We start from the raw sequence: 24,998 nt of genomic DNA, 5'->3' as shown, positions 1-24,998 counted from the left end.
AGGCCCCAACACTTGCCGCCTTACGCTAAGTGATAGTGTATTTGCTGCAATGCGGCAAGATTCGCGTTTCTTTGATTTTCCAAGCGGCGACAAACAAGCAACATTATTACCCTTAGGCCGTTTTCAGGCCGGGCAGTTCCCAGCTGGGTTGCAGCTGTGGCAAGGCAAAATGGTAGCCCTGCATGCAATGCAGTCCGGCACGCCGCAGCCATGCAGCGTCTGCGCTATCCTCCACCCCTTCGGCGACGGTCATCATATCAAATTGTTGTGCAATCAATGCCATAGCCCGAACCAACACCTGATCATCGCGGTTGCAATGGACCCGATGACAGAACTGACGGTCGATTTTCACAATGTCGAAGCGGAAATCACGCAGGTAGCGAAACGATGTTGCCCCTGCCCCGAAGTCATCCAGCGCAAAGGCGATCCCGTGGCGGCGCCAACGCTGCATAAACGCGATTACCAGTTCCGGTACTGTCATGGCAGATGCTTCGGTGATTTCCAGAATAAGGCGCGCGCCAACTGTCGGATCATCCGCCAATCCCCGTTCCAGCACCTGCGACCATCTCCCATACCCGATAGAGCGTGCCGACATGTTGATTGACAGGCGCAGACCTTCGGTCTGAGACAGGGCCTGCAGGCCAATTTCCAATGCGCGGCAATCAATATCACGGCCAATGTCGCTATCTTCGGCATAGGGCATAAAATCCCGTGCCGGGATAATCCGTCCATCGGCGTCCAGCACCCGAAACAGCCCCTCATAAAACGCGATGCGATCAGGGCGCCGCGCCTCCACAATGGGTTGATACGCCAGCCGCACCTCCCCATGTTTCAGCGCGGCGCGCACCATGGCCAAAATATCGCGACCACGCTGATGCACCGCGTATTTCACCGGCGTGGACAGTTCATCAGGAATTTCTAGCGTCGTCTTTTGGGGCACTGCTGGTCCTTTCACGCGTCACCCGCAGGAGAGTGGACCAGTTTCCTTAAAAGAAGGTTAAACGCGATATGCGCCAACGCCTACCGACAAGAAAAACGCCGCTGCGCTGGCAGCGGCGTTTTCAAATTTAAAGGCTAAGGCCTACCGACAGGGGGCCCTTGCGGACCCCGACCCCGGCAGAGGTCGATATACCACCGGTCCCGATCGAAACCCCGGCGTTTGCCGTCGGCTTCAGCGGTGCGCCATCCACCCCGCAGGCGGCCAGCGCCAAGAGGCTAAGGGTCATCAGAAGAGGTTTCATTCCAGCTCCTTCTTCCAGCGTTTGATCTGCACCAGAACCTGTGCCGGTGCGGTGCCCCCATAAGACATGCGCGACGCGACAGAGTTATCAACCCCCAATACGCCAAACACCTCTTCGGTAATCTGATCGTTAACGGATTTCATGTCTTCCAGCGTCAGATCGGGCAGGTCGCAGCCCTTTTCTTCGGCCAGTGCCACCAGCGAACCGGTGACGTGGTGGGCATCGCGGAACGGCATGTTCAGCGCGCGCACGCACCAATCCGCCAGATCCGTCGCGGTCGAGAAGCCGGAGCCAGCCGCGGCTGCCAGCGAGTCTTTGTGTCCGGTCATATCGCTGACCATGCCAGTCATCGCAGCCAGCGACAGCAGGAAGTTGTCGGCGGCGTCGAACACCTGCTCCTTATCTTCCTGCATGTCCTTGGAATAGGTCAGCGGCAGCCCCTTCATCACCGTCATCAGCGCGACGTTGGCGCCAAAGATGCGGCCCAGTTTCGCACGCAGCAGTTCGGCCGCGTCAGGGTTACGTTTCTGCGGCATGATCGACGATCCAGTGGACCATTTGTCGGACATGGTGACAAAACGGAACTGGGCCGAGGACCAGATCACCAGCTCTTCGGCAAAGCGGCTGAGGTGCATCGCACAGATCGAAGCGTTTGACAGAAACTCCAGCGCGAAGTCGCGATCTGCCACCGCATCCAGTGAGTTTGCCGCCGGACGGTCAAACCCCAGCGCGGCGGCGGTCATGTGGCGATCAATCGGGAAGGATGTGCCTGCAAGCGCCGCAGCGCCAAGTGGCGATTCGTTCATCCGGGCGCGCGCATCCTTGAAGCGGCTAAGGTCACGGCCCAGCATTTCCACATAGGCCATCATGTGGTGCCCCCAAGTGACCGGCTGAGCGGTTTGCAGGTGGGTGAAACCGGGCATGACCCAGTCATAGCCAACCTCTGCCTGACCGATCAGCGCCTTCATCAGCGCCTCAATCCCCTCAATGGACGCATCGATCTGATCGCGCACCCACAGTTTGAAATCGGTTGCTACCTGATCGTTACGCGACCGCGCGGTGTGCAGACGGCCCGCAGGTTCGCCAACGATTTCCTTCAAACGGGCCTCTACATTCATGTGAATGTCTTCCAGCGCGGTGGAAAACTGGAACGTGCCGCTGTCGATCTCTGACAAGACCGTGAGCAGGCCTTCCCGGATCACCTCGGCATCGTTATCTGTGATGATGCCTGTGGCGGCCAACATGGCGGCATGGGCCCTTGAACCTTCGATGTCCTGCTTGGCCATTCGCTGATCGTACCCGATCGAGGCGTTGATCGCCTCCATGATCGCGTCCGGTCCTGCGGCAAAGCGGCCGCCCCACATCTGGTTCGAGGATTTGTCACTCATGGTCTGCCCCTTGGGAGGAAAAATGCGAAAGTTTGTTGCCACAGTCCTTTATACGGCCTTTGTGCTTGGTGCAAATGGCGCCGCCGCTGCCGATCTGGGCGCCCTACGGGATTTGCGTCAGGGGGACATGAAAAAGCTGATTGTTCACACTGAACCCAAGGACCTGCGCGGCCATGATTTCGTCACCGTGGATGGTGAAGCCGCGTCGCTGAAAGACTATGAGGGCAAGTATGTTCTGGTGAACTTCTGGGCGACATGGTGTGCGCCGTGCCGCGCGGAAATGCCTGCGCTGGACGCGCTGAACGCCGAATTTGGCGGTGAAGAGTTTGAAGTCGTCACCATCGCCACGGGCCGCAACCCCGTGCCCGCGATGAAGAAGTTCTTTGACGAAGTGCAGGTCGAAACCCTGCCGCTGCACCGTGACCCTAAACAGGAACTGGCGCGGAAATCTGCGGTGATCGGCCTGCCCCTATCCGTCCTGATCGACCCCGAAGGTCGTGAGATTGGCCGTCTGATCGGTGACGCGGAATGGCATGACGATAACGCGCGCGCCGTGGTTCAGCATCTGATCGGTAGTGAAAAACCAGCCGAGGCAGCGACCAGCGCCTACGATTACTGAAAACGCAGCGCAGGTCTGTAATGGGTCAGCGCAACACCGTTGCGGCGACCCACCAACCCGAGTGTTGTAAGGATTGGGCGGCATCAGCCGCCCTTTTTGCGTCTGGATACAGGCCGAAACAGGTCGCCCCGGATCCCGACATTCGCGTCAACTGTGCGCCAGTCTGGCGCAATGCCGCCAGCACATCGGAAATCACCGGTTGCGCGGTGATCGCAGGCGGTTCCAGATCATTACGCTGCGCCGCGATCCACTGGATCAGATCCGCCGCAGGCAAACCATCAGGCAGGGGCGGCATCGCTGGATTTACCTTGCTTGCCAGACCGGAAAACACCGCGCTCGTGGGCACCGCCACGCGCGGATTGACCAACACTGCGTGCAATGGGGGCAGATCAACCGCGGTCACATCCTCGCCAATGCCGCGCATGAAGGCGGCGCGAGCGATCATGCAAACGGGCACATCTGCCCCTAGGCCAAGCCCCTGATCCGGAACCTCTTTGCCGGTCAGCTCCCGCAACATGCGCAGCGCGCAGGCCGCATCAGACGATCCGCCGCCAATGCCTGCTGCCGCAGGTAGATGCTTTTCCAGATGAATAGCAGCCTCAACACCCATCAGTGCTGCTGCACGGCGAACCAAGTTGTCCGGCCCCAACGGCACCCCCTGCCCCATGGGCCCATCGACTGTCAGCCGATCCTCGCCCAGTTTGCAGGTCAGGCGGTCGCCCATGTCAGCGAAAACCACCAGCGAATCCAGCAGATGATACCCATCATCCCGCTGCCCTGTCACATGCAGGGTCAGGTTGATTTTGGCCGGGGCGAGCCCCTGAAGTGCAGTCATGCGATAAGGTCAGTCCTTAGCGGCGCGCAACACGTCGCTGTCTTCCTGTTCCAGCACAGCGTCCAGACCGATGGCCAATTTCTGCCGTACCCGTTCAGGGGAGATATCGGTCGGAATGTCGTCGGGGTCAATAAAGGACAGAGCGCGCTTCCACTGGAACTCTGCCTCGCGCTGACGGCCTACCGCCCACAGGACATCGCCCAAGTGATCGTTCACGACAGGATCGACAGGCATCAGTTCAGCGGCACGTTCCATGTAAGGCACCGCTTCTTCGTAGCGCCCCAAACGGTAAAGGACCCAGCCCAGCGAATCGACGATGTAACCGCTGTCAGGCTGCGCAGCGACGGCCCGCTCAATCATCGCCAAGGCCTCGTCCAGGTTGGTACGCTTTTCGACCAGCGAATATCCCAGATAGTTCAACACCTGCGGCTGATCAGGGTTCAGCTCCAGCGCTTTGCGGAAATCTGCTTCGGCCTGCGTCCAGCGATCTAGACGTTCAAAACAGATGGCGCGGGCATAGTAGATAAACCATTGATTTGGCTGATCCGCCTCATAGAGCGCCAGCGCCGCATCATAAGACCGGATCGCTTCGTCATAGGATTTGGTCTGACGTCGCAGATCGCCCAGCGTCACATATACCATCGGCAAATCGCCATGCGTGGAAATGAGGCTGGTCAGAACCTCGGCCGCCTCATCCAGATGGCCGCCACGACGCAATGCGTCTGCACGCCCAAGCCCTGCCGCATGATAAGAAGGATCGCCGGTTTCAACACGAGCGTATGTTTCTACGGCCAAATCGTAAAGCTGCAGGGAATCAAGCAACCCACCAGACAACAGCACAGCCTCTGTGTGATCTGGGCGCAGGTATTCTGCGACACGGGAATACAGCAGGGTGTAATCGCTTTCGGCCTCATAGCGCAGAGCTGATGCAATGGTGTAAAACACCTCTGCCAAACCATCGCGCGCCGTTTGAATAGATGTGAAGGGCAGCGTTTTGCCCGCGCTCAGGCGGTCATGCAGCGCACTCAGCTCAGGATCAAGATCGGTGCCGAACTGAATCGCGAGCAGCTTCAGCGCATCATCGGTGCGTTCCAGCTGACTGAGGATTTCCAAACGCGCAATCACCGAGCGGCGCATAGTGTTCAATCCGTTGAGGGAAGGGTCAGACAGGATTTTGTCCGCGGCCTCATAATCCCCAACCAACGCCAACGCATGCGCTTTGTGGAAATCCGCAAAGCCGGTCATGCCCCGCTCTTTCGAGATGGCATCGAATTTTTCCATCGCGGCGGTCACATTCCCCGCTCCCATATGGGCCCAAGCCAAAATCAGGCCATCCAACAACGGGCCAATGCGGTGATGGTCTTCGGTACGGGCCAACAGCGTGGTGTAATCTTCCTTGGCTGCAGCATCCGCCATCAGAACCATATTCGCGATCTGGCTGCTCAGACCTTCGGCATCCAAGCGACGGGCAATCGGAACGCCCCGTTCGAGATGGCCCAACGCCAGCTGCGCATGGGTCGCTGATTCCAGTAGCTCAACATTATGTGGGTCGCGGGCCAACGCACGGGTGTAATAATCAGCAGCGGCCTCAAAATCGGCGGACATCCCAGCGTGTCGCGCAGCCAGATAGGCCCCGGCCAGCCCCTGAGCCTGAGCAGCAGGTGCCAAAGGTGCCAACCCCATAACTGCGGCCAGTACCAATCCCGAAAGCGTTTTGCGCATAGTCTCCATCCCCTTGGCTGTCCTTATCTGTTCAACGTCTGTTCAACGCCCGATCAGGCGCGGCCCTCCACGCTGCTCGAACCAGATTAACGTGCGTCCCGTCAAAGGCAATCGCAACAGGCGGATTCTGGCGCGCGCTGACATCTTGGTGAGAACCGCGTGAGTAATCGACGCGCAACTCCCTCGCATAAGCCCACGAAAAAGGGCGCTGAAAACCAGCGCCCTTTGAATGAAATGCAACAGGATCGCGTAGCGATCACATGTTGGGATAGTTCGGACCTTCACCACCCTGCGGACAGGCCCAGGTGATGTTTTGCGCCGGGTCTTTGATGTCGCAGGTTTTGCAGTGAACACAGTTCTGGAAATTGACCACGAACTCTTTCTTGCCTTCCTTTTCAACCACTTCGTAGACACCTGCAGGGCAGTAGCGCTGCGCCGGCTCGTCATACATAGGCAGGTTGTTCCCAATCGGCACAGAAGCGTCGGCCAGCTGCAGGTGCGGCGGCTGGCTCTCTTCGTGGTTGGTGAAGGAGAAGCTGACGTTGGTCAGACGGTCAAAGCTCAGCACGCCATCGGGTTTCGGGTAATCGATGGGTTTGTGCACCGATGCCGGTTCGGTCGCGGCGGCGTCAGTTTTACCGTGCTTCAGCGTGCCGAACAGCGAAAAACCGCCGGTCAGGGTCTGGAACCACATGTCGAATCCGCCCAGCGTCAACGAAGCGGTGAGGCCAAACTTGGACCACAGCGGCTTCACGTTGCGGACCTTCTTCAGGTCTTTGCCGATCTCGCCCTTGCGGACCTCTTCCTCATAGTCGTGCAACTCATCGCTGGCGCGGCCTGCTTTGATCGCGCGCTCTGCGGCCTCAGCCGCCGCGATGCCCGACAACATGGCGTTGTGGTTACCCTTGATGCGCGGCACGTTCACCATGCCAACCGAACAGCCCAGCAGCGCCACGCCGGGTGCCACCATCTGCGGCATCGACTGATAGCCACCTTCGGAAATCGCACGCGCACCGTAGGCCACGCGCTTACCACCTTTCAGCAGTTCGGCGATCATCGGGTGATGCTTGAAGCGCTGGAATTCCATGTAGGGGAACAGGTGCGGGTTCTTGTAGTTCAGGTGAACAACAAAGCCGACGTAAACCTGATTGTTGTCGAGGTGGTAGACAAACGAACCACCGCCCGCGTTGGAGCCCAGCGGCCACCCCATGGTGTGGGTGACGGTGCCCTCTTTGTGCTTGGCGGGCTCAATTTCCCAGATCTCTTTCATGCCCACGCCGAATTTCTGCGGCTCTTTGCCGTCAGACAAACCGTAGCGTTCGATCACTTCTTTCGACAGCGAACCACGTACACCTTCCGACAGGAAGACGTATTTACCGTGCAGTTCCATGCCTGGCTCGGTGCCCGGACCGTAAGAACCGTCTGCTTCCAGGCCGAAGACACCGGCAACAACGCCTTTGATCTCGCCCTTGTCACCGTAGACCAGTTCGGAACACGCCATACCGGGGAAAATCTCAACGCCCAGCTCTTCGGCTTGTTCGGCCATCCAGCGGCAGACGTTGCCCATCGACACGATGTAGTTGCCGTGGTTGTTCATCAGCGGCGGCATCGGTGCGTTGGGGATGCGTACTTCGCCCGCTTCACCCAGCATGTAGAAGTTGTCTTCGCGCACAGGCACGTTCAGCGGCGCGCCTTTTTCTTTCCAGTCAGGGATCAGCTTGTCCAGACCACAAGGGTCCAGAACCGCGCCGGACAGGATGTGCGCCCCAACTTCCGATCCTTTTTCCAGAACAACAACGTTCAGATCGGCATCCAGCTGTTTCAGACGGATCGCAGCCGACAGACCAGCAGGGCCTGCACCTACGATGACAACGTCATATTCCATTGCTTCCCGTTCGATTTCCGACATGGGTGGCCCTCCTTGGGTGCGCGCGTAACATTATTTCGCCCGTGATTAGCGCGCCGCAGCATTGTTCGTCAATCGCGACGATGCGTTAAAAGAACGGGTCAGGGCACTAAACCCTGATAAACCAATGATGCCACGCTATTTCCGGCTGTTTCGCGACATTTTGCGCCTTGCTGCGCCGCGGCGTCGATTGCCGCTTATTTGGCGTCACCATCCGGTGGCGTATCGCCCAACAGATAACGGGGGCCGGCACCGTTTTTCTGCGCCACATCGCCGTCATTATATAGTGCGCAAGCCTTCATCGACAGGCACCCACAGCCGATACAGCCGTCCAACTTGTCCCGCATCTGTTCCAAAGCTGCGATCTGCTGATCAAGGTCCGCGCGAAATCCGGTGGAAATCTTACGCCAATCGGCTGCGGTCGGCGTGCGTTGATCGGGCAGCGCCTGCATGACCTCGCGGATCCGCGCAATCGAAAAGCCGAACCGCTGCGCCACCATGACGAAGGACAGCCGCCGGATGTCGGCCCGTTCAAACCGCCTCTGGCCGCCTGCGTTGCGCCATGGATGAACAAGACCTTCAGATTCGTAATACCGGATAGCCGAAACCGCCAACCCCGTTCGCGCCGCCAAATCACCGATCGTCAAACCTGATCGAATCGCTAACCTTCTGTTTTTGCTCATAGCTTCGACCTTTACCTAAAGTATACTTTAGAAATTAAGCTGCAAGCATCTGAAAATCAAACACCTCAGGAGAAACAAAGATGCAGGCCATTCTGGAACACGCCAACGTCACCGTCGCCAACCCCGCAGCCACCGCGCAATGGATGGAGCAAGTGTTCGGCTGGCATATCCGCTGGCAGGGCGATGCGATATCGGGCGGGCATTCCATACACATAGGCGGCGCGGACAGCTATCTGGCGCTTTATGCACCTCGCGATGGCGCCGGGACCTCAGCGGATGACAGCTACCAAACCATCGGTGGCCTCAACCATCTGGCCGTGGTGGTCACAGATCTGGACACAACAGAGGCTGAGGTGCGCCGCGCAGGCTTCACCCCGCATCACCATGCGGATTATGAACCCGGTCGCCGGTTCTATTTCAACGATGACAACGGCATCGAATTTGAGGTTGTCAGCTACACCAACTGACGCAAATCGCGCACAGGCGCCGCAGCTTTCAGCGGAAATTCTGCCGTGCAGCCCCCTGCCCCTTGCAATCCGCCCCCGCTTTGGGTCAGGTAAATGACAAATAACAACCACAGGGCGGCGGGTGCCCCGCGCATCCGCCGCCCCTTCTCATGGAAAAGGGCCCATGGAAAAAATACCGATGACCCCGACCGGTTTCACCGCATTGGAAACCGAGCTAAAGCACCTCAAAACTGTTGAGCGCCCTACAATCATTCAGGCGATCGCAGAGGCACGCGAACTGGGTGACCTGTCGGAAAACGCCGAATACCACTCCGCCCGCGAAAAGCAGAGCTTTATCGAAGGCCGCATCAAAGAGCTGGAAGGCGTGATTTCACTGGCCGATGTGATCAACGCTGCGGGTCTGTCCGGCTCGATCAAGTTTGGCGCCACTGTCACGCTGGTCGATGAAGACACCGACGAAGAGAAGGTCTGGCAGATCGTTGGCGAATATGAAGCCAACATCGAAAAGGGTCTGTTGAACATCAAATCGCCCCTCGCCCGCGCCCTGATCGGCAAGGAAGACGGCGACAGCGTCGAGGTCCGCACCCCCGGTGGTCTGCGGTCCTACGAAGTGCTGAAGATCGAATATATCTAAGGCGAAAGAACGGGTCGCGGCCATGGCAGACAAACGCAGCAGTACCGCCACCCCGATGGGACTTTATAACAAGCCCAGCCAATCCCGAATCACCGGTTTTGAACTGGTCGCGGCAGGGTTGAGTATTGTGTGGATGGCCGGTTCTGGCTGGTTTTTCCTGTCCTTGCCACGCCCTGATCCCAATGTAGCTGCAAACGCAGGCCCTGACGGCCTGCGTTTTTTGATGACACTCTTGGTGATTTTCCTGCCTGTGGCGATGATCTGGGTCGGCGCCACCGCCGCCCGATCCAGCCGTGTGATGCGCGAAGAGAGCGCGCGCCTGCAATCGGCCATTGATGCGATCCGGCAGGCCTATGTGGCGCAATCTGCGCAGGCCAGCGGCCATCCGCAGGGCGGCGAAACTGTGGCCCGCAAACTGGACGAAATCGCCGCCGCACAGCGCAAGACCGAAACCGCGCTGGCCACCTTTTCCTCGAGCCGCGACCGCGAAACCCTGCGCCCCGCCGATCCGCAACCGGAAGACAACGCAGATCAGGCCGACCTGCCCCTAGGCACCCCAGCCGAAGAACTGCACCCGCCATTGCCGCGAGCGGTTTTTGTGCGCGCCCTGAATTTTCCCGATACAGCCGAGGACGAAGAAGGTTTTGCCGCGCTGCGCCGCGCCCTTCAGGACCGCGAGGCCGCCCGCCTGATACAGGCCAGTCAGGATGTGCTGACCCTGCTTAGCCAGGACGGCATTTACATGGATGACCTGCGCCCTGACCTGTGCAAACCCGAAATCTGGCGTCGTTTCGCCGCCGGTGAACGCGGCCGTACGGTGGCCAAGATCGGCGGCATTCATGATCGCAGTTCGCTGGCCTTGACCGCGGGACGAATGAAACAAGATCCGGTGTTCCGCGATGCTGCACACCATTTCCTGCGCAGCTATGACCGGATGATCCAGTCATTTGAACAAACCGCAACGGACACGGAAATCACTGCCCTGTCCGAAACGCGCACCGCGCGCGCCTTTATGTTGCTGGGCCGGGTTGCCGGCATTTTCGACTAAATACACAGTTCCTGAACCTGTGGGTCGCGCCACACCTTTGCGCAAGCTTCGGATTGCATCCCCGGTGCTGGCACCGTAAGCAGAGAAAAATACTTCACACAGGTTAACTATGTCTGCAAATCAAGCCTCACTGGCGCAAAGCCCGCTGCGGCAGGGGCTGACCGATGGTCTGCCCTTTGTGCTGGTCATTATTCCCTTCGGCATGCTGTTCGGCGTTCTGGCGGCAGAGGCGGGCCTCAACATGTTTGAGGCGCTGAGCTTTTCCGTCGTCGTCATCGCTGGGGCAGCGCAATTCACCGCGCTACAGCTATTGAATGAACATGTCCCGACCCTGCTGGTGCTGACATCCGCACTGGCGGTGAACTTGCGCATGATGATGTATTCTGCTTCCCTCACCCCGCATCTGGGCGCTGCACCGATGTGGCAGCGGGTGTTCATCGCCTATTTCACACTGGATCAAAGCTACGCCTGCGCCATCGCCGCCTATGAGCGGAACCCGCAATGGACCAGCCAGCAGAAAGTGACCTATTTCTTTGCCACCGTGGTGATGATCTGCCCGCTTTGGTACGCGGCCACCGCCTTTGGCGCATGGTTGGGCAATGGTGTGCCGGACGGTCTGGCGCTGGATTTTGCCGTGCCGATTACCTTTATCGCGATGATCGGCCCCATGCTGCGCACCGGTGCCCACCGCGCGGCGGCGCTGGCGTCGGTTGTGCTGTCGTTGGTGTTCAGCTTTCTGCCCTTCAATCTGGGGCTGATGGTTGCCGGTGTCGGCGCAATGATCATTGGCGCACAGGTAGAACTGTGGCTGGAACAACGTCAGGTTCCCCAAACAGGAGGCGCAGATGACTGAGATTTCTGATACCGCGCTATGGACCGTTATCATCGGGCTGGGCCTGGGCAGTTTCTGCCTGCGATTCACCTTTCTGGGGCTGATCGGGGATCGCCCGATGCCAGAATGGCTGCTGCGGCACCTGCGTTACACTGCGGTAGCGATCCTGCCCGGCCTTGTGGCTCCGCTGGTCGTTTGGCCCTCTGCCACAGATGGGCAATTTGACATCCCTCGCGTTACCGCGGCAGTGGCAGCATTGGCTGTGGGATACAAAACGAAAAACGTACTGTTTGCGATGCTGGCTGGGGCGGTAACGCTGTTCAGCCTATTGTATCTGCTGGGATGATCGCCGCCCCTTAGGGGACGGCGTTGAAACAACGGCGCGCCAACGGTTTAATGGCCGTTGGCTGCCATGTTTTCTTTGACCCGTGTGGCATCGAAAGCTTCCAGCGCTTTGAACCGGTCACCATCGTCGTATTCATACAATTCCGAGCGCGTCGCCCCCGGAATTTCACTGAACTGTTCAGACAGGTTCTTGGGGTACCAAGTTCGCGAAATACCTTCGAAGCCGGGCAATTTGCTAAGGATTTCCGAGGTCGAATTGGCACACATCGCATCTGCCACCTCGCCCCGTGCCATCACCAACTGCAATGCAGCCTCTGCCACTTCTGGGGTGACATCCACCTCTTGGACGACCACGTGGTAGGTCTTGCGGGCATGAAAGCGGGTGTAAACATCCGCCAAGCCCGGGGTCACGTCATAAACAACGTCATCCCGCGTCACGATCCCACCCTTACGGAACGACCCCGCCGGATCAAAAATCACCCGCTGGGATCCGTTCACCATCAACGAACTATGCGCACCACGACCGGTGCGATTGTTGATCATCGTAAACAACGTCAGGCGCGGCGGCCCATCATGACGATACACCGACGCGGCCAGCACCTCATCCGATACCGGAGGATCCTGTTTCACAACACAGCCAGACAGGCCCACGGCAGCAATCGCCGCCAGAATCAAAATGCGCATGACACACCAATTGTTAAAAGTGCCGAAAAAAAATGAGGCCGCCCTATCGCGGACGGCCAACTCTATTCAAAACGCCCTGCGATTGCCGTGAACGGCAGGGGCGACAGGCCAAAGGACCTGGCTGTGGATCAGCTGTTGAACAGCGCCAAGAAGACCAGCAGCGCCAGAATGACGATGACCGACCACTTGGTATAGTTGATGAAACCTACGTAGGTTTTTTCCTGCACATCGATGTTCATTTCACCGTGCTTATGTTCAGCCATGTTCGCGTCCTTTGCTGAGTTTTAGACATTGTCCTGTTGCGACGTTGAGTAGCCGATTTTTTCCGACCTGTCACGACGTCAGTTTGCAGCAGGCATCAGGCAGAGGTTTCCCCCTCAGCCGTTTCCAGATCTGCGGCCAGACGGAACCCGATGCGCTTGGCCTCTGGGGCTTCCGGCTGTTTGGGCAGAGCGCGCAACATCACGTTCAATTGGCTGACGTGCTGCACCAGCTGAGTACGAGCGCCAGTTTCGTCACTGCCATAATAGGTGATCAGGTCAGGGTCAAAATACCCCAAGCCCTCGATCCGCATGGCGCCCGCGCTGCTGCCGGCAAAACCCATTGCAACTTCATGGTCCTGATCCAGCGTCTGTTCAAAGTTCTGGATATAGAGAACCAACCGTTCATAGGCCCATTGAGCAGGGCTTTTCTTTTGAACAGGTGTCGCGGTTACCGATGCCGGCACAGAGGTATCAACCTTGGCCGCTGGGGCATCAGGATCAGAATGCACTTCATGGCGGCGCGGCAATGCGCTGGCCTCGAACGCCTCTGCCGAGGTCATGATTTCATCTTCCATTGGTGTCTCCTCCCGATTGGTGTGCCGCGTCAACGATCCGCGCGTTGCCATAGCCAGGCACCATCGCTGCGTTTTGTGCGGCTCACCTGTCCTGTGTGCAGCAGATGGTTCAGATGCGCAACCGCCTCTACCATCGCCAGCCCGTAGGTTCCGCCATCAATCGTACGCTTGAACAGGGGCGGAAAACACTCCACCGCCGTGCGTGGTTCAGACAGGTGATCCAGCAGACGACGCAGGCCGCCGTGGTGGTTTTCGATCAGCTGGTGCATCCGCAGCGGCAATCCGGTGAAGGGTCGTTTGTGCCCACCCAGCACCAAATGCTCCTCTCGGGCAAGCAATTGAAAGCGTTCACAGCTTTCCATCCATTCGCCCAGCGGGTCCGCGTCGGGTTCGGTAGGATGCACGCCGATGTTGGGGCTGATCGAGGGCAGGATCTGATCGCCGGAGATCACCAAATTATCATCTCGCGACCACAGCGTCAGGTGTTCGGGCGCATGCCCATTGCCGATATGCACATCCCAATCACGGCCCCCTGCACGGATCTGATCCCCCTGTTGCACACGGGTGTAACCGACCGGCAGCGGGTGGCTGATATCAGCAAAGTTGAAGGGACGCTCCGACAGCCGTTTTTCCATCACCTCGGGCGCCATACCAGCACTTTGCCAATAGGTGACCGCCTGCGGACTTGGGGCGTCTTCGACGTCCAACATCAGCATGCGCGCCATTAGAAAAGCTGTACGGGTGGTGACCAACTCGGCATCAAAACGGTCACGAAACCAGCCAACAGCGCCAACATGGTCAGGATGGTGATGGGTCAGGATCACCTTGCCCACAGGTTTGCCACCCAGGGCACCGGCCAGCAGCGCCTCCCACATGGCGATGGTGCGTTTGCTGTAAACGCCCGCATCCACGATGGTCCAATGGTCCCCCTCATCCAGCGCGTAGATATTCACGTGATCCAGCGCCATCGGCAGCGGCATACGGATCCACAACACGCCTTCGGCCACTTCGACTGCCTGACCATTTTCCGGCGTCTCAAACGGATAACGCAGCCCGTTAAGGGCTGCGCGATCTGTTTTCACCGATGTGGCTGTAAGGCTCACGCCTCGAGGTCCTCAAGAGTGAAGGCATAAAGGTCGTCTGCACCAGCGCGCGCATGTTCCAGATAGGACGCGTGCTGCGGCAGCAGGCGGCGGATGTAGAACCGCGCCAGCTTCGAACGTGGGCCTTCGCCACCTTCGGCCAATGCGGCCTTCAAGTGGTAGTAGCCACCCAGAACACGGCCAAAGGCCATCAGGAACGGCACCGAACCAGCGAAACGGGTGTTCATGTCTGTCTGGCTGACCAACCATTCCACTGTTTCACGGAGGGTTTCAGTCGCCTGCCAAACAGGTTCCGCCAATTCCGGCATCGCTGCGCGGGCTGCTTCGACGTCTGCCTCGATCTCATCCAGCAGAACATTGGCTGCTTCGCCGCCATCCATCATCTTGCGGCCAACAAGGTCCATCGCCTGAATGCCGTTGGTGCCTTCGTAAATCGCGGTGATGCGCACATCACGGCTATACTGCGCGGCGCCGGTTTCCTCGATGAAGCCCATACCGCCGTGGATCTGAACACCTTGTTCAGCCACATCAATACCCACCTCAGTGGCAAAGGATTTGGCAATTGGGGTCAGCAGTGCTGCGCGGGCTTTCCATTCTGCGGCACCGGTTGCGGTGGCCATGTCGATTGCAACTGCGCAGGACATAACGACCGAGCGCGCTGCAAAAGTGTCCGCTTTCATGCCAACCAGCATGCGGCGCACATCGGCGTGGTTGACGATCGGGCCGAACTGTTCACGTTCTTTGGCGTAGTCCAGCGCCTTCTGATAGGCACCTTCGGCAACGCCAACACCCTGCGCGCCCACACCAAGACGGGCGTTGTTCATCATGGTGAACATCGCGGCCATGCCTTTGTGCTCTTCGCCCACAAGCCAGCCTTTGGCGCCATCAAACTGCATCACTGCAGTGGGAGAGCCGTGGATACCCAGTTTATGCTCCAGGCTGACAACCTTCAGGTCGTTTGCCACACCGGGGTTGCCATCAGCGTCGGGCAGGTATTTCGGCACCATAAACAGGCTGATACCTTTGGTGCCGGATGCACCGCCAGGCAGACGTGCCAGAACCAGGTGGCAAACGTTGCCACCAAAGTCATGGTCGCCCCAAGTGATAAAGATCTTCTGGCCGGTCACTGCGTAGGTTCCATCGTCCAGCGGCTCTGCCTTGGATTTCAGTGCGCCCACATCCGAACCCGCGCCCGGTTCGGTCAGGTTCATCGTACCGGTCCATTCACCGCTGATCAGTTTGTCCAGATACAGATTTTTCAGCTCTTCGGAACCATGATGCTCCAAGGCTTCGATCTGGCCCTGCGTCAGCAGCGGGCACAGGCCCAGCGCCATGTTGGACGACGCCATCATTTCGTTAAACGCGGTGGTGTAAGCGATAGGCAAGCCCATGCCGCCGTGGTCCTGAGCGCCGGAAACAGCAACCCAGCCGCCTTCGGAAATTGCTTCGAATGCTTCTTTGAAGCCGGGCGAGGTGCGCACAACACCGTTTTCCAGAAACGCGCCTTGCAGGTCACCATTGCGCAGGGTCGGATAGACCACTTCCTCGGTGAGTTTGCCCATACCTTCCAGCACAGCGTCTGACAGGTCGTCGCTCACCTCGGCGAAACGCTCGGTGGCGCTCAGTTGTTCAACTGGGGCGATGTTATTGAAGATGAAACGGATATCTTCAACCTGGGCGCGATAACTCATGGTTTTCCTCCTGGCAGCGGCTTGGAATCGGCTCTAGCCGCATGTATGCAATTGTCCTGCAGGGGAACCTAGGCGGTGCCCCATGTCCACTCAATCAAAACGCGGCGTCATTGACTATGTCCACTCCATATTCCGCAATTTCCACAGAAAACCTGCTAGCCAGCCGTGACGGCGTGGCACGGGCAGCGGCAATTTTAGCGGATGGCGGATTGGTCGCGATGCCGACGGAAACGGTCTATGGATTGGCAGCAGACGCACGCAATGATCATGCGGTTGCGCGCATTTTCGACGCCAAGGGACGCCCGCGTTTCAATCCCTTGATCGTGCATGTTGCGGATGTTGAGGTGGCGAAACGCTATGTGGAATGGTCCGACGTGGCCGATCGTGTCGCGCAGGCGTTCTGGCCGGGTGCGTTGACACTGGTTTTACCGCTGCGCGCAGATAGCGGGTTGTCCCCACTGGTCACTGCAGATCTATCGACACTGGCAGTACGGGTTCCTGCGCATCCGCTGGCGCAGGATCTGCTACGGCACTTTGATGGCCCTGTGGCCGCACCGTCTGCAAACCCATCAGGTAAGATCAGCCCAACCACTGCCGCCCATGTTACGGCAGGCCTATCTGGCAGGATTGAGGGAATATTGGACGGCGGTTCCTGCCCAGTTGGGGTGGAATCAACCATTCTGGGGCTTGCTGGCACCCCAACCCTGCTACGCCCCGGCGGCATCCCGCAAGAGGCGCTGGAACAGTGTCTGGGGCACCCGCTGGAGGTCTATAAAAATGGCGATGCCCTGACCGCGCCGGGACAGATGACATCGCATTACGCGCCCGGCGCGTCTGTGCGCCTCAACGCCGAAGGGGTTGTCGAAGGCGAGGTCATGCTGGGATTTGGGGCGATGGACTGCACCCTGAACCTGTCGCCCGCTGGCGATCTGGTCGAGGCAGCAGCGAATCTGTTTGGACACCTGCACGCACTAGACGCGATGGGACCAGAGGGCATAGCCGTTGCCCCGATCCCCGAAACCGGCCTTGGGCGCGCGATCAACGATCGGCTGCGCCGCGCCGCTGCGCCGCGTTAAAAACGGATAGCCCCGCTAGAAGATCAGGCGTGCCCTGCCTCTGCCGAAAGCAACAGGGCATCCACCCCCATGCTTTTTAATGCGGCTTCCCACTTGGCCTCATCCTCGGTGTCAAAAACCAGTTCACGGTCCGCACTACAGGTCAGCCAGCCGTTCAGCGAAATCTCTTCTTCCAGTTGGCCGGGGCCCCAACCGGAATACCCCAAAGCCACGATCGCATTCTGCGGCCCCTCGCCCCGCGCCAGATCCTCCAACACGTCGATGGTTGCAGTCAGGCCAAATTCCGCCTCAGGGGTGCCGCCTGAAACCTCAAGCGTATTCAATTCCGAGCGGTAGCTTTTGCCATGCAGGACAAAGCCACGGGCCGTTTCCACAGGCCCGCCAAAATGCACCCCCATCTGCGGTGAGTCAGGCGATTTGGGGATTTTGATATGTTCCAAGAGGTCTTCGAGCGCGACATCTTCGGTCGGTTTGTTGACAATCAGCCCCATCGCCCCCTCGTCAGAGTGGGCACAGACCAAGACAACAGAGTGTTCGAACCGGGGATCCCCCATGCCAGGCATTGCGATCAGTAATTGTCCGGTCAAATTCATGCGTGTGAACGCTCCTCTCTATCTGTCAAGATAGGCACGGATCATGCCACGGTCCAGCAGACGCGACGAAAAAACCGCAGTCACATCTCAATCGCCGGAATGTGAGTTGGCAAATGCGAATGGATCGCCCAGATAAATAGGTATGATGACACACCGTTTGACAGCGACTGCCAGCGCCCTTGGGGCCAGCCTGCTCTTGTGCTTTGGCGCAGGGGCCACTGCCGCACAAAGTAGCACAGCGGCAAATTACTCCAGCACAGATAGCTGGAGTGCGGACATGGCACACTTGACGGTGTTGCCAGGATGGCCGCGTAAGGACGGCAGCCGGATGGCTGCGCTACAGATCCAGTTGGCTGATGGCTGGAAAACATATTGGCGCGCCCCCGGCGATGCCGGTATTCCGCCGGTGTTCGAACTGGACAACAGTGACAATCTGGCCGCAATTGATCCGCAATGGCCTACCCCGGGCGTGTTCATGGAAAACGGTATGCGCTCTGTTGGGTATGATCAGTCGCTGACCATTCCTGTTGTTTTGACACCCAACGCCCAAGGCGAAGCCATCAAACTGCGCGGGCAATTGCGTCTTGGCGTCTGCAAGGACGTCTGCGTTCCCGTGTCTTTGCCAGTTTCATTGGATTTGCCTGCTGACGTAAACGATCAGGACAGCCGCATTCGTGACGCATTGGCCGATCAACCAATGCCCAGCCAAAAGGCCGGTGTGCGCAAGGCACAGTGCCAGCTATCCCCCACCTACGAAGGCATTGCGCTGACCGCGACGCTTCATATGCCCAGCGCGGGAGGATCGGAATTCACGATTGTTGAAACCGGCAACCCGCTGATCTGGGTGGCAGAGGCCAAGACAGACCGCAAGGGCAGCACCCTGACCGTTACCACCGAATTGATCCATGTCGAGGGTGACCCGATTGCGATTGACCGATCCAGCCTGCGGTTCACGGTTTTGGGCCAACGTCACGCAGTCGATATTCAGGGCTGCAGTGCCAGCTAATTTAGAAATCAGATAACATCAAAAGGCGCGCAGGGTTCCTGACGCGCCTTTTTTGATGCCAAAGCTCGCGGTTAAGCGCGCCGCAAGAACGCCAAACGTGCCAACATCGCCAGATATGACAACACCGCAACCACCGCTGAACCGCCCAAGAATAGAACAAACGACAGGCTTAGCCCTGCATCCGCCAACGCAGGCCAGATCGCAACAATCCACGGTGCCAACGATCCAGTCAGCGCAACCGCGCCCAGCGTCGTCGCCAACCAACCACCCAAGACCGACAGCGCAACGCCAAGGGGCCAGCGCAACTCGGCCGCTTTCAGCCCAAACCGCAACGCCCGCAGCTGGCGGCCAATGTCAGCCTGCGCCGCAATCAAGGCAGGCACCACCAGCAGAACCAGCACCATTCCGAACCCCAGCCCATAGACCAGCGTGATCACTGTCGGCCGCAGGAACTGCGCTTGACTGGAGCTTTCATAAAGCAGCGGCGCCAACCCCAGAACCGTGGTCAGCGTCGTTAGCACCACAGGCCGCAACCGATCCGCCGCCCCGTCAATGATCGACGGCACCAGCCCCCGCTCTTTGGCGTATTGATCAATCGTTGTGACCAGCACGATAGAGTCGTTGATGATGATGCCCGTCATACCCAAAAGGCCTACGACCGAAAACATCGACAGCGGCACATCCCAGACATAATGCCCCCAGATCGCCCCGACGAGGCCAAAGGGAATAACCGCCATCACCACCAAAGGCCGCGTCCAGCTGGCAAAGACCCAAGCCAAGACCAGATAGATCCCCGTCAAACACAGGATCAGACCGGTGCGGGCATCGCGCAGGAAACTGTCTTCTTGCTCGGACAGGCCAGACAGACGGTATTCCACCTGATGCTCACTGGCGATACGCGGCAGGATCTCGGTCTCCAACGCCTGCGCAATCTCTTCGGCGCGGGCGGGGTCATCTTCGGAAATGTCACCGGTGACGGAAATCAGCCGCACGCCGTTTTCGCGCAACACGGTGGAAAAGCCACTGCGGCTTTGCACGGTGACCAGATCTGACAGCGGCGCATAGCTGCCGCTGGGGCTGCGCATCTGGGTGCGTTCCAGAAAATCCGCCGTCAACTCATCAGCAGGCAGTTCTACGCGGATCGCGGCAGAGCGGGGACCATCCGGGAAAGTCGCCGCCTCGATCCCGTTCAAACGGTGGCGCAGCACCTGCCCCAACCCATCAATACTGAACCCCAGCGCCTGCCCCTGCGGGGTCAGCTCTAGGATCAGCTCTTCCTTGTCGTAAGCCAGATTGTCCTCTAGCGCCGACACCTCAGGGTATTGCGCCAGGGCCGCTTGCAACGCTTCACTCGCGCCTTTCAAAACCTCGGCGCTGGCACCGGACAGTTGCACGTCCAGCGAATCCCCACCTGGGCCAGACCGCCATCCGCGAAAACTAACCGTCTCGGCCAGTGGATGTTGTTCCACCTCTTGTTGCACCTCCCGCACGAAGGCAAAGCTGGAATAGGGGCTGCCGTCCTGTTTCAGGCGCAGGTCGGCATCAATCAATTCGATCGAAATCGCACCCAGCAGGTCGGCATCCTTATTTTCTGACCCGTTCAGCGGACGACCCGCGTTGCCGCCAATTTCGGTAATCACGTAATCCACCGGCTGCCAACCGTACTGCTCTGCCAATCGAGCATTCACCGCCTCGGTTGCGCGCTGCATTTCCTGCATCATCGCCAGCGAATCCTCACGCGTGGCGCCCTCCAGCATGGCAAAGTTGCCGGTCACCGAACTACGCTCCGGCGCGTTGAAGAAACGCCAGTTCACGTCGCCACGGGCAAACAGTGCGATTTGTGACGCAAGCAGCACAACCGCCATCGCCAGCACCGGATAACGCGCCCAGACCACCAAACGCATCAGGGGGCGGAAGGCGCGTTCACGCACTTGGCGGAAGCCACGGTTCACCATGCGGCTGGGCCAGTCGTACCAATGCTCCTTGTACTGATGTTTCAGCGCGTGGGCCATGTGGTTGGGCAGGATCAGAAAGCATTCGACCAAGGACGCCGCCAATACTGCTATCACGGTGAAAGGAATGTCGGCAATCAGATCGCCAAAACGACCGGAAATCGCTGTCAGGCCAAAAAAGGCAATCACCGTGGTCAGCGTGGCGGAAAACACCGGCATCGCCATGCGCCGCGCGGCGTTTTCGGCCGCCACAACGGGGCTTTCCCCATACTTGCGCAGACGCGCGTCCGCGTGTTCACCCACCACAATCGCATCATCCACCACGATGCCCAAGGTGATGATCAGCGCAAAGAGCGAGATCATGTTGATCGTCAGCCCACCCAGATACATCAGTGTCACCGCCGCCAGCATCGCCACCGGAATGCCCGCCGCCACCCAGAACGCGGTGCGCGCGTTGAGGAAGAGGAACAAAAGCAACACCACCAGCCCCAGCCCCATCAACCCGTTGTCGAGGAGCAGCGCCAAACGGCCTGAAATCGCCTCTGCCCGGGTGCGGATCAGATCGACGGTCACCCCATCCGGCAGGGTCGATTGCAGCGCCTCGGCCACCTCTTCCACCCGATGCTGCATGTCAATCGCATCACCAGAGGCGGATCGGTCCACGCGGATCGACACCGCGGGGTTGGTGCCAACGAAATAACTGCGGGTGCCATCTGCGCCCAGTTCCATCACCTTGGCCACATCACCGACAGTCAGGCTGGACCCGTCGCCATTGCGGCGCAACACGATCTGTTCGACCTCACTGGCGCTGCGCTTGGCCACGCCGGTGCGCACCCGCGCATTGGCGCCAGTCACGTCGCCTGCGGGGGCGGCGTCCACCTCTTCGGCAATGGCGGCGGCGATCTGGGATAGGGTTACATCATGTTCGATCAGCTTGATCGACGGCACCTCCACCAGCACCTCACGCGCGGCAACGCCGCGAATGGTGGTGCGGGTGACACCGGCGGTGAACAAGCGCGCGACAAATTCATCCGCGTATAGACCCAGCTGACGGGTTTCCACCGGACCAGTGATCACCACATCCGTCACCCGATCCCGCCACGCCCCACGGCGCACGGTCGGCTCCTCTGCCTCTTCGGGCAAGGTGGTCAGGGCATCAACCGCCGCCTGCACATCATCGGCGGCGCGGCCCATGTCCCAACCCGGCTCAAACTCCAGATTGACGGCGGCACGGCCTTCGCGACTGCGCGTTTCAGAACTTTCCACGCCCTCAACTGCCAGCAGCGCAGGTTCCAACACCTGCACGATACCGGCATCCACATCTTCGGCCCCTGCCCCGTCCCAAACCACGGTGACAGACACATCATCGACAATCACATCAGGGAAAAACTGCGCCCGCATCTGTGGCGTGACGGCCAGACCGAGGACAAGGAGGACCACCAACAACAGGTTCGCCACCGTCGGGTGGCGGGTGAAGTAAGAGAGGAGTCCCCCGGCCACTGGGCTGATATCACGCACCATGCCTTAGCCCCCCGTCCGCGCCAGCCGCGCCTCTAGGCGGGTGACAACATCGCTGGGCACCGCGTCCTTTTGCAGTGTTTCGCGCATACGCTCTTTCACGTCTGCAGGCATCCGCTTGTTTGCATCGACAAAGGCGAGGAGCCGCGCGCGCCGTTCCTCGCTGAGGGTGATCATCTCAGGCTCTGCCGGCTCGTTCGCGGCGCCAAGTGCCCGCACCTTGATCCCCGGCCCAAGCAACGGCGTGCGCTGTGTCACGATCTGGCGCCCGCGCAGGCCCTGCCCGCGCACCAACACATCATCGCCCTGACGGCGCAACAGCGTGACCGGCAGCGCTTCAATCCGGCCCTCATCCCCCAGCGCCAGCACCCGACCGTCGCTGCCCAAACTGCGCGCAGGCAGGCGCACCACACGCTCCAGCGCCGGTTCTTCGACCGACACGGTGACAAAATCGCCGGGTTTCATGCCGCGCGGTGCCGCGAGGCTGGCAAAGATCAACCGCCCGCTCTGCCCTTCGGCCACAGCAGCGCTGTCACGGCTGATCTGACCAGAGGTCGACAGGTCAATGCCGCTGGTATCCAGTGACACGGTGACAGTGGCAGGGATCAACTCCCCATCCTGATCCAAAAGCCGCGCGTGCTGCGCGGTGGACACACGAAAGGCCACCTCCAACATGCGGCCATCGACCAGACGGGCCAATTGTTCATTGCTGCCCACCAGACCGCCCGCCACAACGGAGACATCCGACAAGGTGCCATCAAATTCGGCCCGCACCACAGTGTCCGCCAAACGGCGCGCTGCCTCTTCGCGGGCGATCTCCGCCCGTGACAGGGCGGTTGCGGCGCGGTCTACGCGCGCTTCTGCCTGTGCCAGTGACTGACGGCGTGCCACAACCGCCTGACGGGCAGAGGCCGCGGCCAGTTCCGCCACCTCAACCGCCGCTTCGGTCGCGACTCCGCGCTCCTGCAATCCCTGCTGACGGGCAAAGGCCCGCTGGCGCAGATCCGCCTGTGCATCAGCCGCAGCCAAATCCGCGTGGGCCAGTTCCAGCGACCGCGCCGCATCACGGGTTTCCGCCTGACTGTCCAGCAGGTTCGCCTCTGCCCGATCCAACGCCGATTGCGCGTCTGCCGGATCAATACGCAGCAAGACGTCACCTGCGCGCACCTCACCGCCCTCTTTCATCGCGTCAGACAGCTCCACAACCGTGCCCGCAGCAGCAGCGCGCAACACCAGCGACCGGCGGCTTTCGATCTGACCGAAGGCTTCCAGCCGCGGGATCACGGTTTCAGGCTGCGCCTCAACCACCGCAACGGCAAAGACCCGTTCCTGCGCGGGGCGTGACCGCCCCTCATCCGCCAGCCGATCCTGCACCGCGCCGCGCACCAGTGCGACCGCGTAAAACAACAGCGCCACAGTCACCGCCAGTAGAAACAGCCCGGTCAGGCTTTGTCGCAAAAAACGCATCTCTCTTCCTTAAACAAAAGCATTTGGGGGCCACTTCCATAGGTAAGGCCCAAGGCCGCAAAGCCAAGTCTTCCCCCCTTATACGAAGCAGAAAGCGTTTCCGTCGCTTTTTCTATCGCCGAAGTGATGCGCGCGTGACATCCGCGCAGCATCTGCGCCAAATCAGCCCTTGCTGCGGCGCTTGTGTTCCTCAAGGCGAGGGAAAATCTCGACGAAGTTGCAGGGCATGTGGCGGTAATCCAGCTGGTATTTCAGTATCTCATCCCAGGCGTCCTTGCAGGCCCCCGTGCTGCCCGGCAGGGCAAACAGATAGGTGCCGCCTGCAACACCGCCCGTTGCACGGCTCTGCACCGCAGAGGTGCCGATTTTCTGCATCGACACGATGGTAAATACGGTCCCGAAGGCTTCGATTTCTTTTTCATAGACATCGCGGTGCGCCTCGACGGTCACATCGCGCCCCGTCAGGCCGGTGCCGCCAGTGGAAATGACAACATCCACCTCGGGATCGGCGATCCATGTGCGCAGCTGATCGGCAATCGCGTCACGCTCATCACGGATAATCTGACGATCCGCCACCGAATGCCCCGCCGCCTCAATCCGGCCCACCAGCGTGTCACCGGACCGATCCTGCGACAGATCACGGGTGTCTGAGACTGTCAGCACCGCGATGCGAACGGGAATGAACTCTCTGCTTTCGTCAATGCGCGACATATGTGAACTCTCTGCTTATCCGCGTTCCAAAAGGGCAAGGCGCAGCGCCAGCCCGGCAAAAATAGTGGCACTGATGCGGCCCAGCCAGCGGGCAAACAGCGGGTTTTGCATCATCACGCGCCCCGCACTGCCGGCAAATATGCCGATCCCGCCGTTGATCAAGGCCCCGCCCGTCGCCAGCACCGCGCCGAAAATCATGAACTGCGCCAGGACCGCACCGCGTGTTGGGTCCACGAACTGCGGCACAAAAGCCAGCACAAACAGAATGAATTTCGGGTTCGTTAGGTTCACCATCAGCCCCTCGCGAAACGCGCGCAACGTCGGCGCGGCAGCTGCGTCGGTGCTGAGGTCAGGGAGTTTCAACGACATCCACGCCACGTAGAGGAGGTAGCACACCCCCAGCCAACGGATCACGTCAAAGGCCACGGGAAACGCGGCAACCAGCGCCGACAGGCCCAACCCCGCCAGCGCCGTATGGATCAACCCGCCCGCTGAAATCCCCAGACTGGCCGCCACCGCAGGCCGCGCACCGGATCGTAACCCCTGCCCCAGGCAGAACAGCATATCCGGTCCAGGCGTCAGGTTCAGCGCCAGCGCCGCAGGGACAAAGGCCAGCAGGGTGACAGGATCAACGATCAT

The 24,998-nt window shown here is 59.6% G+C and carries 25 protein-coding genes; 8 read left to right on the top strand and 17 right to left on the bottom strand.

Going from position 1 to position 24,998, the window contains the following annotated elements:
- Positions 1 to 112: 112 nt before the first annotated feature.
- The 3 genes from TM5383_RS09240 to argH all read right to left on the bottom strand — a co-directional run bounded on the left by TM5383_RS09240 (position 113) and on the right by argH (position 2,629).
- The gene (locus tag TM5383_RS09240) at positions 113 to 940 is read right to left on the bottom strand and encodes an EAL domain-containing protein (RefSeq protein ID WP_231725087.1); all 828 of its coding nucleotides are present in this window, start codon (positions 938 to 940) and stop codon (positions 113 to 115) included.
- A gap of 127 nt (positions 941 to 1,067) precedes the next feature.
- A complete protein-coding gene (locus TM5383_RS16875) occupies positions 1,068 to 1,241 on the bottom strand; it encodes a hypothetical protein (RefSeq protein WP_197407387.1) in 174 nt (57 codons plus the stop codon).
- On the bottom strand, positions 1,238 to 2,629 hold the full coding sequence (gene argH / locus TM5383_RS09235) for an argininosuccinate lyase (protein WP_058318736.1): 1,392 nt from the start codon (positions 2,627 to 2,629) through the stop codon (positions 1,238 to 1,240). Before argH ends, TM5383_RS16875 begins: the two co-directional genes overlap by 4 nt.
- A 22-nt stretch (positions 2,630 to 2,651) precedes the next feature.
- Between argH and TM5383_RS09230 the strand changes: the two genes are divergently transcribed.
- The gene (locus TM5383_RS09230) at positions 2,652 to 3,248 is read left to right on the top strand and encodes a TlpA family protein disulfide reductase (RefSeq protein WP_143570269.1); all 597 of its coding nucleotides are present in this window, start codon (positions 2,652 to 2,654) and stop codon (positions 3,246 to 3,248) included.
- Positions 3,249 to 3,273: 25 nt separating this feature from the next.
- Here the strand turns inward: TM5383_RS09230 and TM5383_RS09225 are convergent, their stop codons facing one another.
- The 4 genes from TM5383_RS09225 to soxR all read right to left on the bottom strand — a co-directional run bounded on the left by TM5383_RS09225 (position 3,274) and on the right by soxR (position 8,394).
- Entirely contained in the window at positions 3,274 to 4,083 is an 810-nt protein-coding gene (locus TM5383_RS09225) for a 4-(cytidine 5'-diphospho)-2-C-methyl-D-erythritol kinase (RefSeq protein ID WP_058318734.1), read from the bottom strand.
- Between the two features lie 9 nt (positions 4,084 to 4,092).
- Positions 4,093 to 5,805: a tetratricopeptide repeat protein gene (locus TM5383_RS09220; RefSeq protein ID WP_058318867.1), complete on the bottom strand. Its 1,713-nt coding sequence runs from the start codon at positions 5,803 to 5,805 to the stop codon at positions 4,093 to 4,095.
- A gap of 256 nt (positions 5,806 to 6,061) precedes the next feature.
- Complete coding sequence (locus TM5383_RS09215) at positions 6,062 to 7,714, bottom strand: electron transfer flavoprotein-ubiquinone oxidoreductase (protein ID WP_058318733.1); 1,653 nt, start codon at positions 7,712 to 7,714, stop codon at positions 6,062 to 6,064.
- Between the two features lie 194 nt (positions 7,715 to 7,908).
- The gene (gene soxR / locus TM5383_RS09210) at positions 7,909 to 8,394 is read right to left on the bottom strand and encodes a redox-sensitive transcriptional activator SoxR (protein WP_058318732.1); all 486 of its coding nucleotides are present in this window, start codon (positions 8,392 to 8,394) and stop codon (positions 7,909 to 7,911) included.
- 80 nt (positions 8,395 to 8,474) lie between these two features.
- Here soxR and TM5383_RS09205 point away from each other — a divergent pair, with 80 nt between their 5' ends.
- The 5 genes from TM5383_RS09205 to TM5383_RS09185 all read left to right on the top strand — a co-directional run bounded on the left by TM5383_RS09205 (position 8,475) and on the right by TM5383_RS09185 (position 11,721).
- On the top strand, positions 8,475 to 8,861 hold the full coding sequence (locus tag TM5383_RS09205) for a VOC family protein (RefSeq protein ID WP_058318731.1): 387 nt from the start codon (positions 8,475 to 8,477) through the stop codon (positions 8,859 to 8,861).
- Positions 8,862 to 9,024: 163 nt separating this feature from the next.
- Entirely contained in the window at positions 9,025 to 9,495 is a 471-nt protein-coding gene (gene greA, locus TM5383_RS09200; RefSeq protein WP_058318730.1) for a transcription elongation factor GreA, read from the top strand.
- Between the two features lie 22 nt (positions 9,496 to 9,517).
- The gene (locus tag TM5383_RS09195; RefSeq protein ID WP_058318729.1) at positions 9,518 to 10,543 is read left to right on the top strand and encodes a hypothetical protein; all 1,026 of its coding nucleotides are present in this window, start codon (positions 9,518 to 9,520) and stop codon (positions 10,541 to 10,543) included.
- 109 nt (positions 10,544 to 10,652) lie between these two features.
- Positions 10,653 to 11,396: an AzlC family ABC transporter permease gene (locus tag TM5383_RS09190; protein ID WP_058318728.1), complete on the top strand. Its 744-nt coding sequence runs from the start codon at positions 10,653 to 10,655 to the stop codon at positions 11,394 to 11,396.
- Entirely contained in the window at positions 11,389 to 11,721 is a 333-nt protein-coding gene (locus TM5383_RS09185; protein WP_058318727.1) for an AzlD domain-containing protein, read from the top strand. The genes TM5383_RS09190 and TM5383_RS09185 overlap by 8 nt, the downstream gene beginning before the upstream one ends.
- Before the next feature lie 47 nt (positions 11,722 to 11,768).
- Here TM5383_RS09185 and TM5383_RS09180 read toward each other — a convergent pair whose 3' ends face one another.
- The 5 genes from TM5383_RS09180 to TM5383_RS09160 form a co-directional block, all read right to left on the bottom strand.
- On the bottom strand, positions 11,769 to 12,404 hold the full coding sequence (locus TM5383_RS09180) for a hypothetical protein (protein WP_143570268.1): 636 nt from the start codon (positions 12,402 to 12,404) through the stop codon (positions 11,769 to 11,771).
- A 128-nt stretch (positions 12,405 to 12,532) separates the two neighbouring features.
- Positions 12,533 to 12,667, bottom strand: a complete 135-nt coding sequence (locus TM5383_RS09175) for an aa3-type cytochrome c oxidase subunit IV (protein ID WP_058318726.1) — start codon at positions 12,665 to 12,667, stop codon at positions 12,533 to 12,535.
- A gap of 95 nt (positions 12,668 to 12,762) precedes the next feature.
- Positions 12,763 to 13,242 (bottom strand): DUF6173 family protein, encoded by a 480-nt coding sequence (locus TM5383_RS09170; RefSeq protein WP_058318725.1) that lies wholly within the window; start codon positions 13,240 to 13,242, stop codon positions 12,763 to 12,765.
- A 29-nt stretch (positions 13,243 to 13,271) separates the two neighbouring features.
- Positions 13,272 to 14,324, bottom strand: coding sequence for an MBL fold metallo-hydrolase (locus TM5383_RS09165; protein ID WP_076400170.1), 1,053 nt, complete (start codon positions 14,322 to 14,324; stop codon positions 13,272 to 13,274).
- A gap of 17 nt (positions 14,325 to 14,341) precedes the next feature.
- Positions 14,342 to 16,036, bottom strand: coding sequence for an acyl-CoA dehydrogenase (locus TM5383_RS09160; RefSeq protein ID WP_058318724.1), 1,695 nt, complete (start codon positions 16,034 to 16,036; stop codon positions 14,342 to 14,344).
- Between the two features lie 116 nt (positions 16,037 to 16,152).
- Here TM5383_RS09160 and TM5383_RS09155 point away from each other — a divergent pair, with 116 nt between their 5' ends.
- Positions 16,153 to 17,112 carry an L-threonylcarbamoyladenylate synthase gene (locus tag TM5383_RS09155; protein WP_058318864.1) on the top strand — a complete coding sequence of 320 codons (960 nt, stop codon included), beginning with the start codon at positions 16,153 to 16,155 and terminating at the stop codon, positions 17,110 to 17,112.
- A gap of 23 nt (positions 17,113 to 17,135) precedes the next feature.
- Here the strand turns inward: TM5383_RS09155 and TM5383_RS09150 are convergent, their stop codons facing one another.
- Positions 17,136 to 17,705 (bottom strand): YqgE/AlgH family protein, encoded by a 570-nt coding sequence (locus tag TM5383_RS09150; RefSeq protein ID WP_058318723.1) that lies wholly within the window; start codon positions 17,703 to 17,705, stop codon positions 17,136 to 17,138.
- 142 nt (positions 17,706 to 17,847) lie between these two features.
- Here TM5383_RS09150 and TM5383_RS09145 point away from each other — a divergent pair, with 142 nt between their 5' ends.
- Entirely contained in the window at positions 17,848 to 18,711 is an 864-nt protein-coding gene (locus TM5383_RS09145; RefSeq protein ID WP_076400161.1) for a protein-disulfide reductase DsbD domain-containing protein, read from the top strand.
- Between the two features lie 71 nt (positions 18,712 to 18,782).
- Here the strand turns inward: TM5383_RS09145 and TM5383_RS09140 are convergent, their stop codons facing one another.
- The 4 genes from TM5383_RS09140 to TM5383_RS09125 all read right to left on the bottom strand — a co-directional run bounded on the left by TM5383_RS09140 (position 18,783) and on the right by TM5383_RS09125 (position 24,995).
- Positions 18,783 to 22,184, bottom strand: a complete 3,402-nt coding sequence (locus tag TM5383_RS09140) for an efflux RND transporter permease subunit (RefSeq protein WP_058318721.1) — start codon at positions 22,182 to 22,184, stop codon at positions 18,783 to 18,785.
- 3 nt (positions 22,185 to 22,187) lie between these two features.
- Entirely contained in the window at positions 22,188 to 23,648 is a 1,461-nt protein-coding gene (locus tag TM5383_RS09135; protein WP_058318720.1) for an efflux RND transporter periplasmic adaptor subunit, read from the bottom strand.
- Between the two features lie 162 nt (positions 23,649 to 23,810).
- Positions 23,811 to 24,359: a molybdenum cofactor biosynthesis protein B gene (moaB, locus tag TM5383_RS09130; RefSeq protein WP_058318719.1), complete on the bottom strand. Its 549-nt coding sequence runs from the start codon at positions 24,357 to 24,359 to the stop codon at positions 23,811 to 23,813.
- Positions 24,360 to 24,374: 15 nt separating this feature from the next.
- Positions 24,375 to 24,995, bottom strand: coding sequence for a LysE family translocator (locus TM5383_RS09125; RefSeq protein WP_197407391.1), 621 nt, complete (start codon positions 24,993 to 24,995; stop codon positions 24,375 to 24,377).
- Positions 24,996 to 24,998: the final 3 nt, after the last annotated feature.

Origin of the sequence: Thalassovita mediterranea (assembly GCF_001458435.1) — a bacterium.
Taxonomy (GTDB): Bacteria; Pseudomonadota; Alphaproteobacteria; order Rhodobacterales; family Rhodobacteraceae; genus Thalassobius; species Thalassobius mediterraneus.
This window is presented reverse-complemented; position numbering and strand designations above follow the sequence as displayed.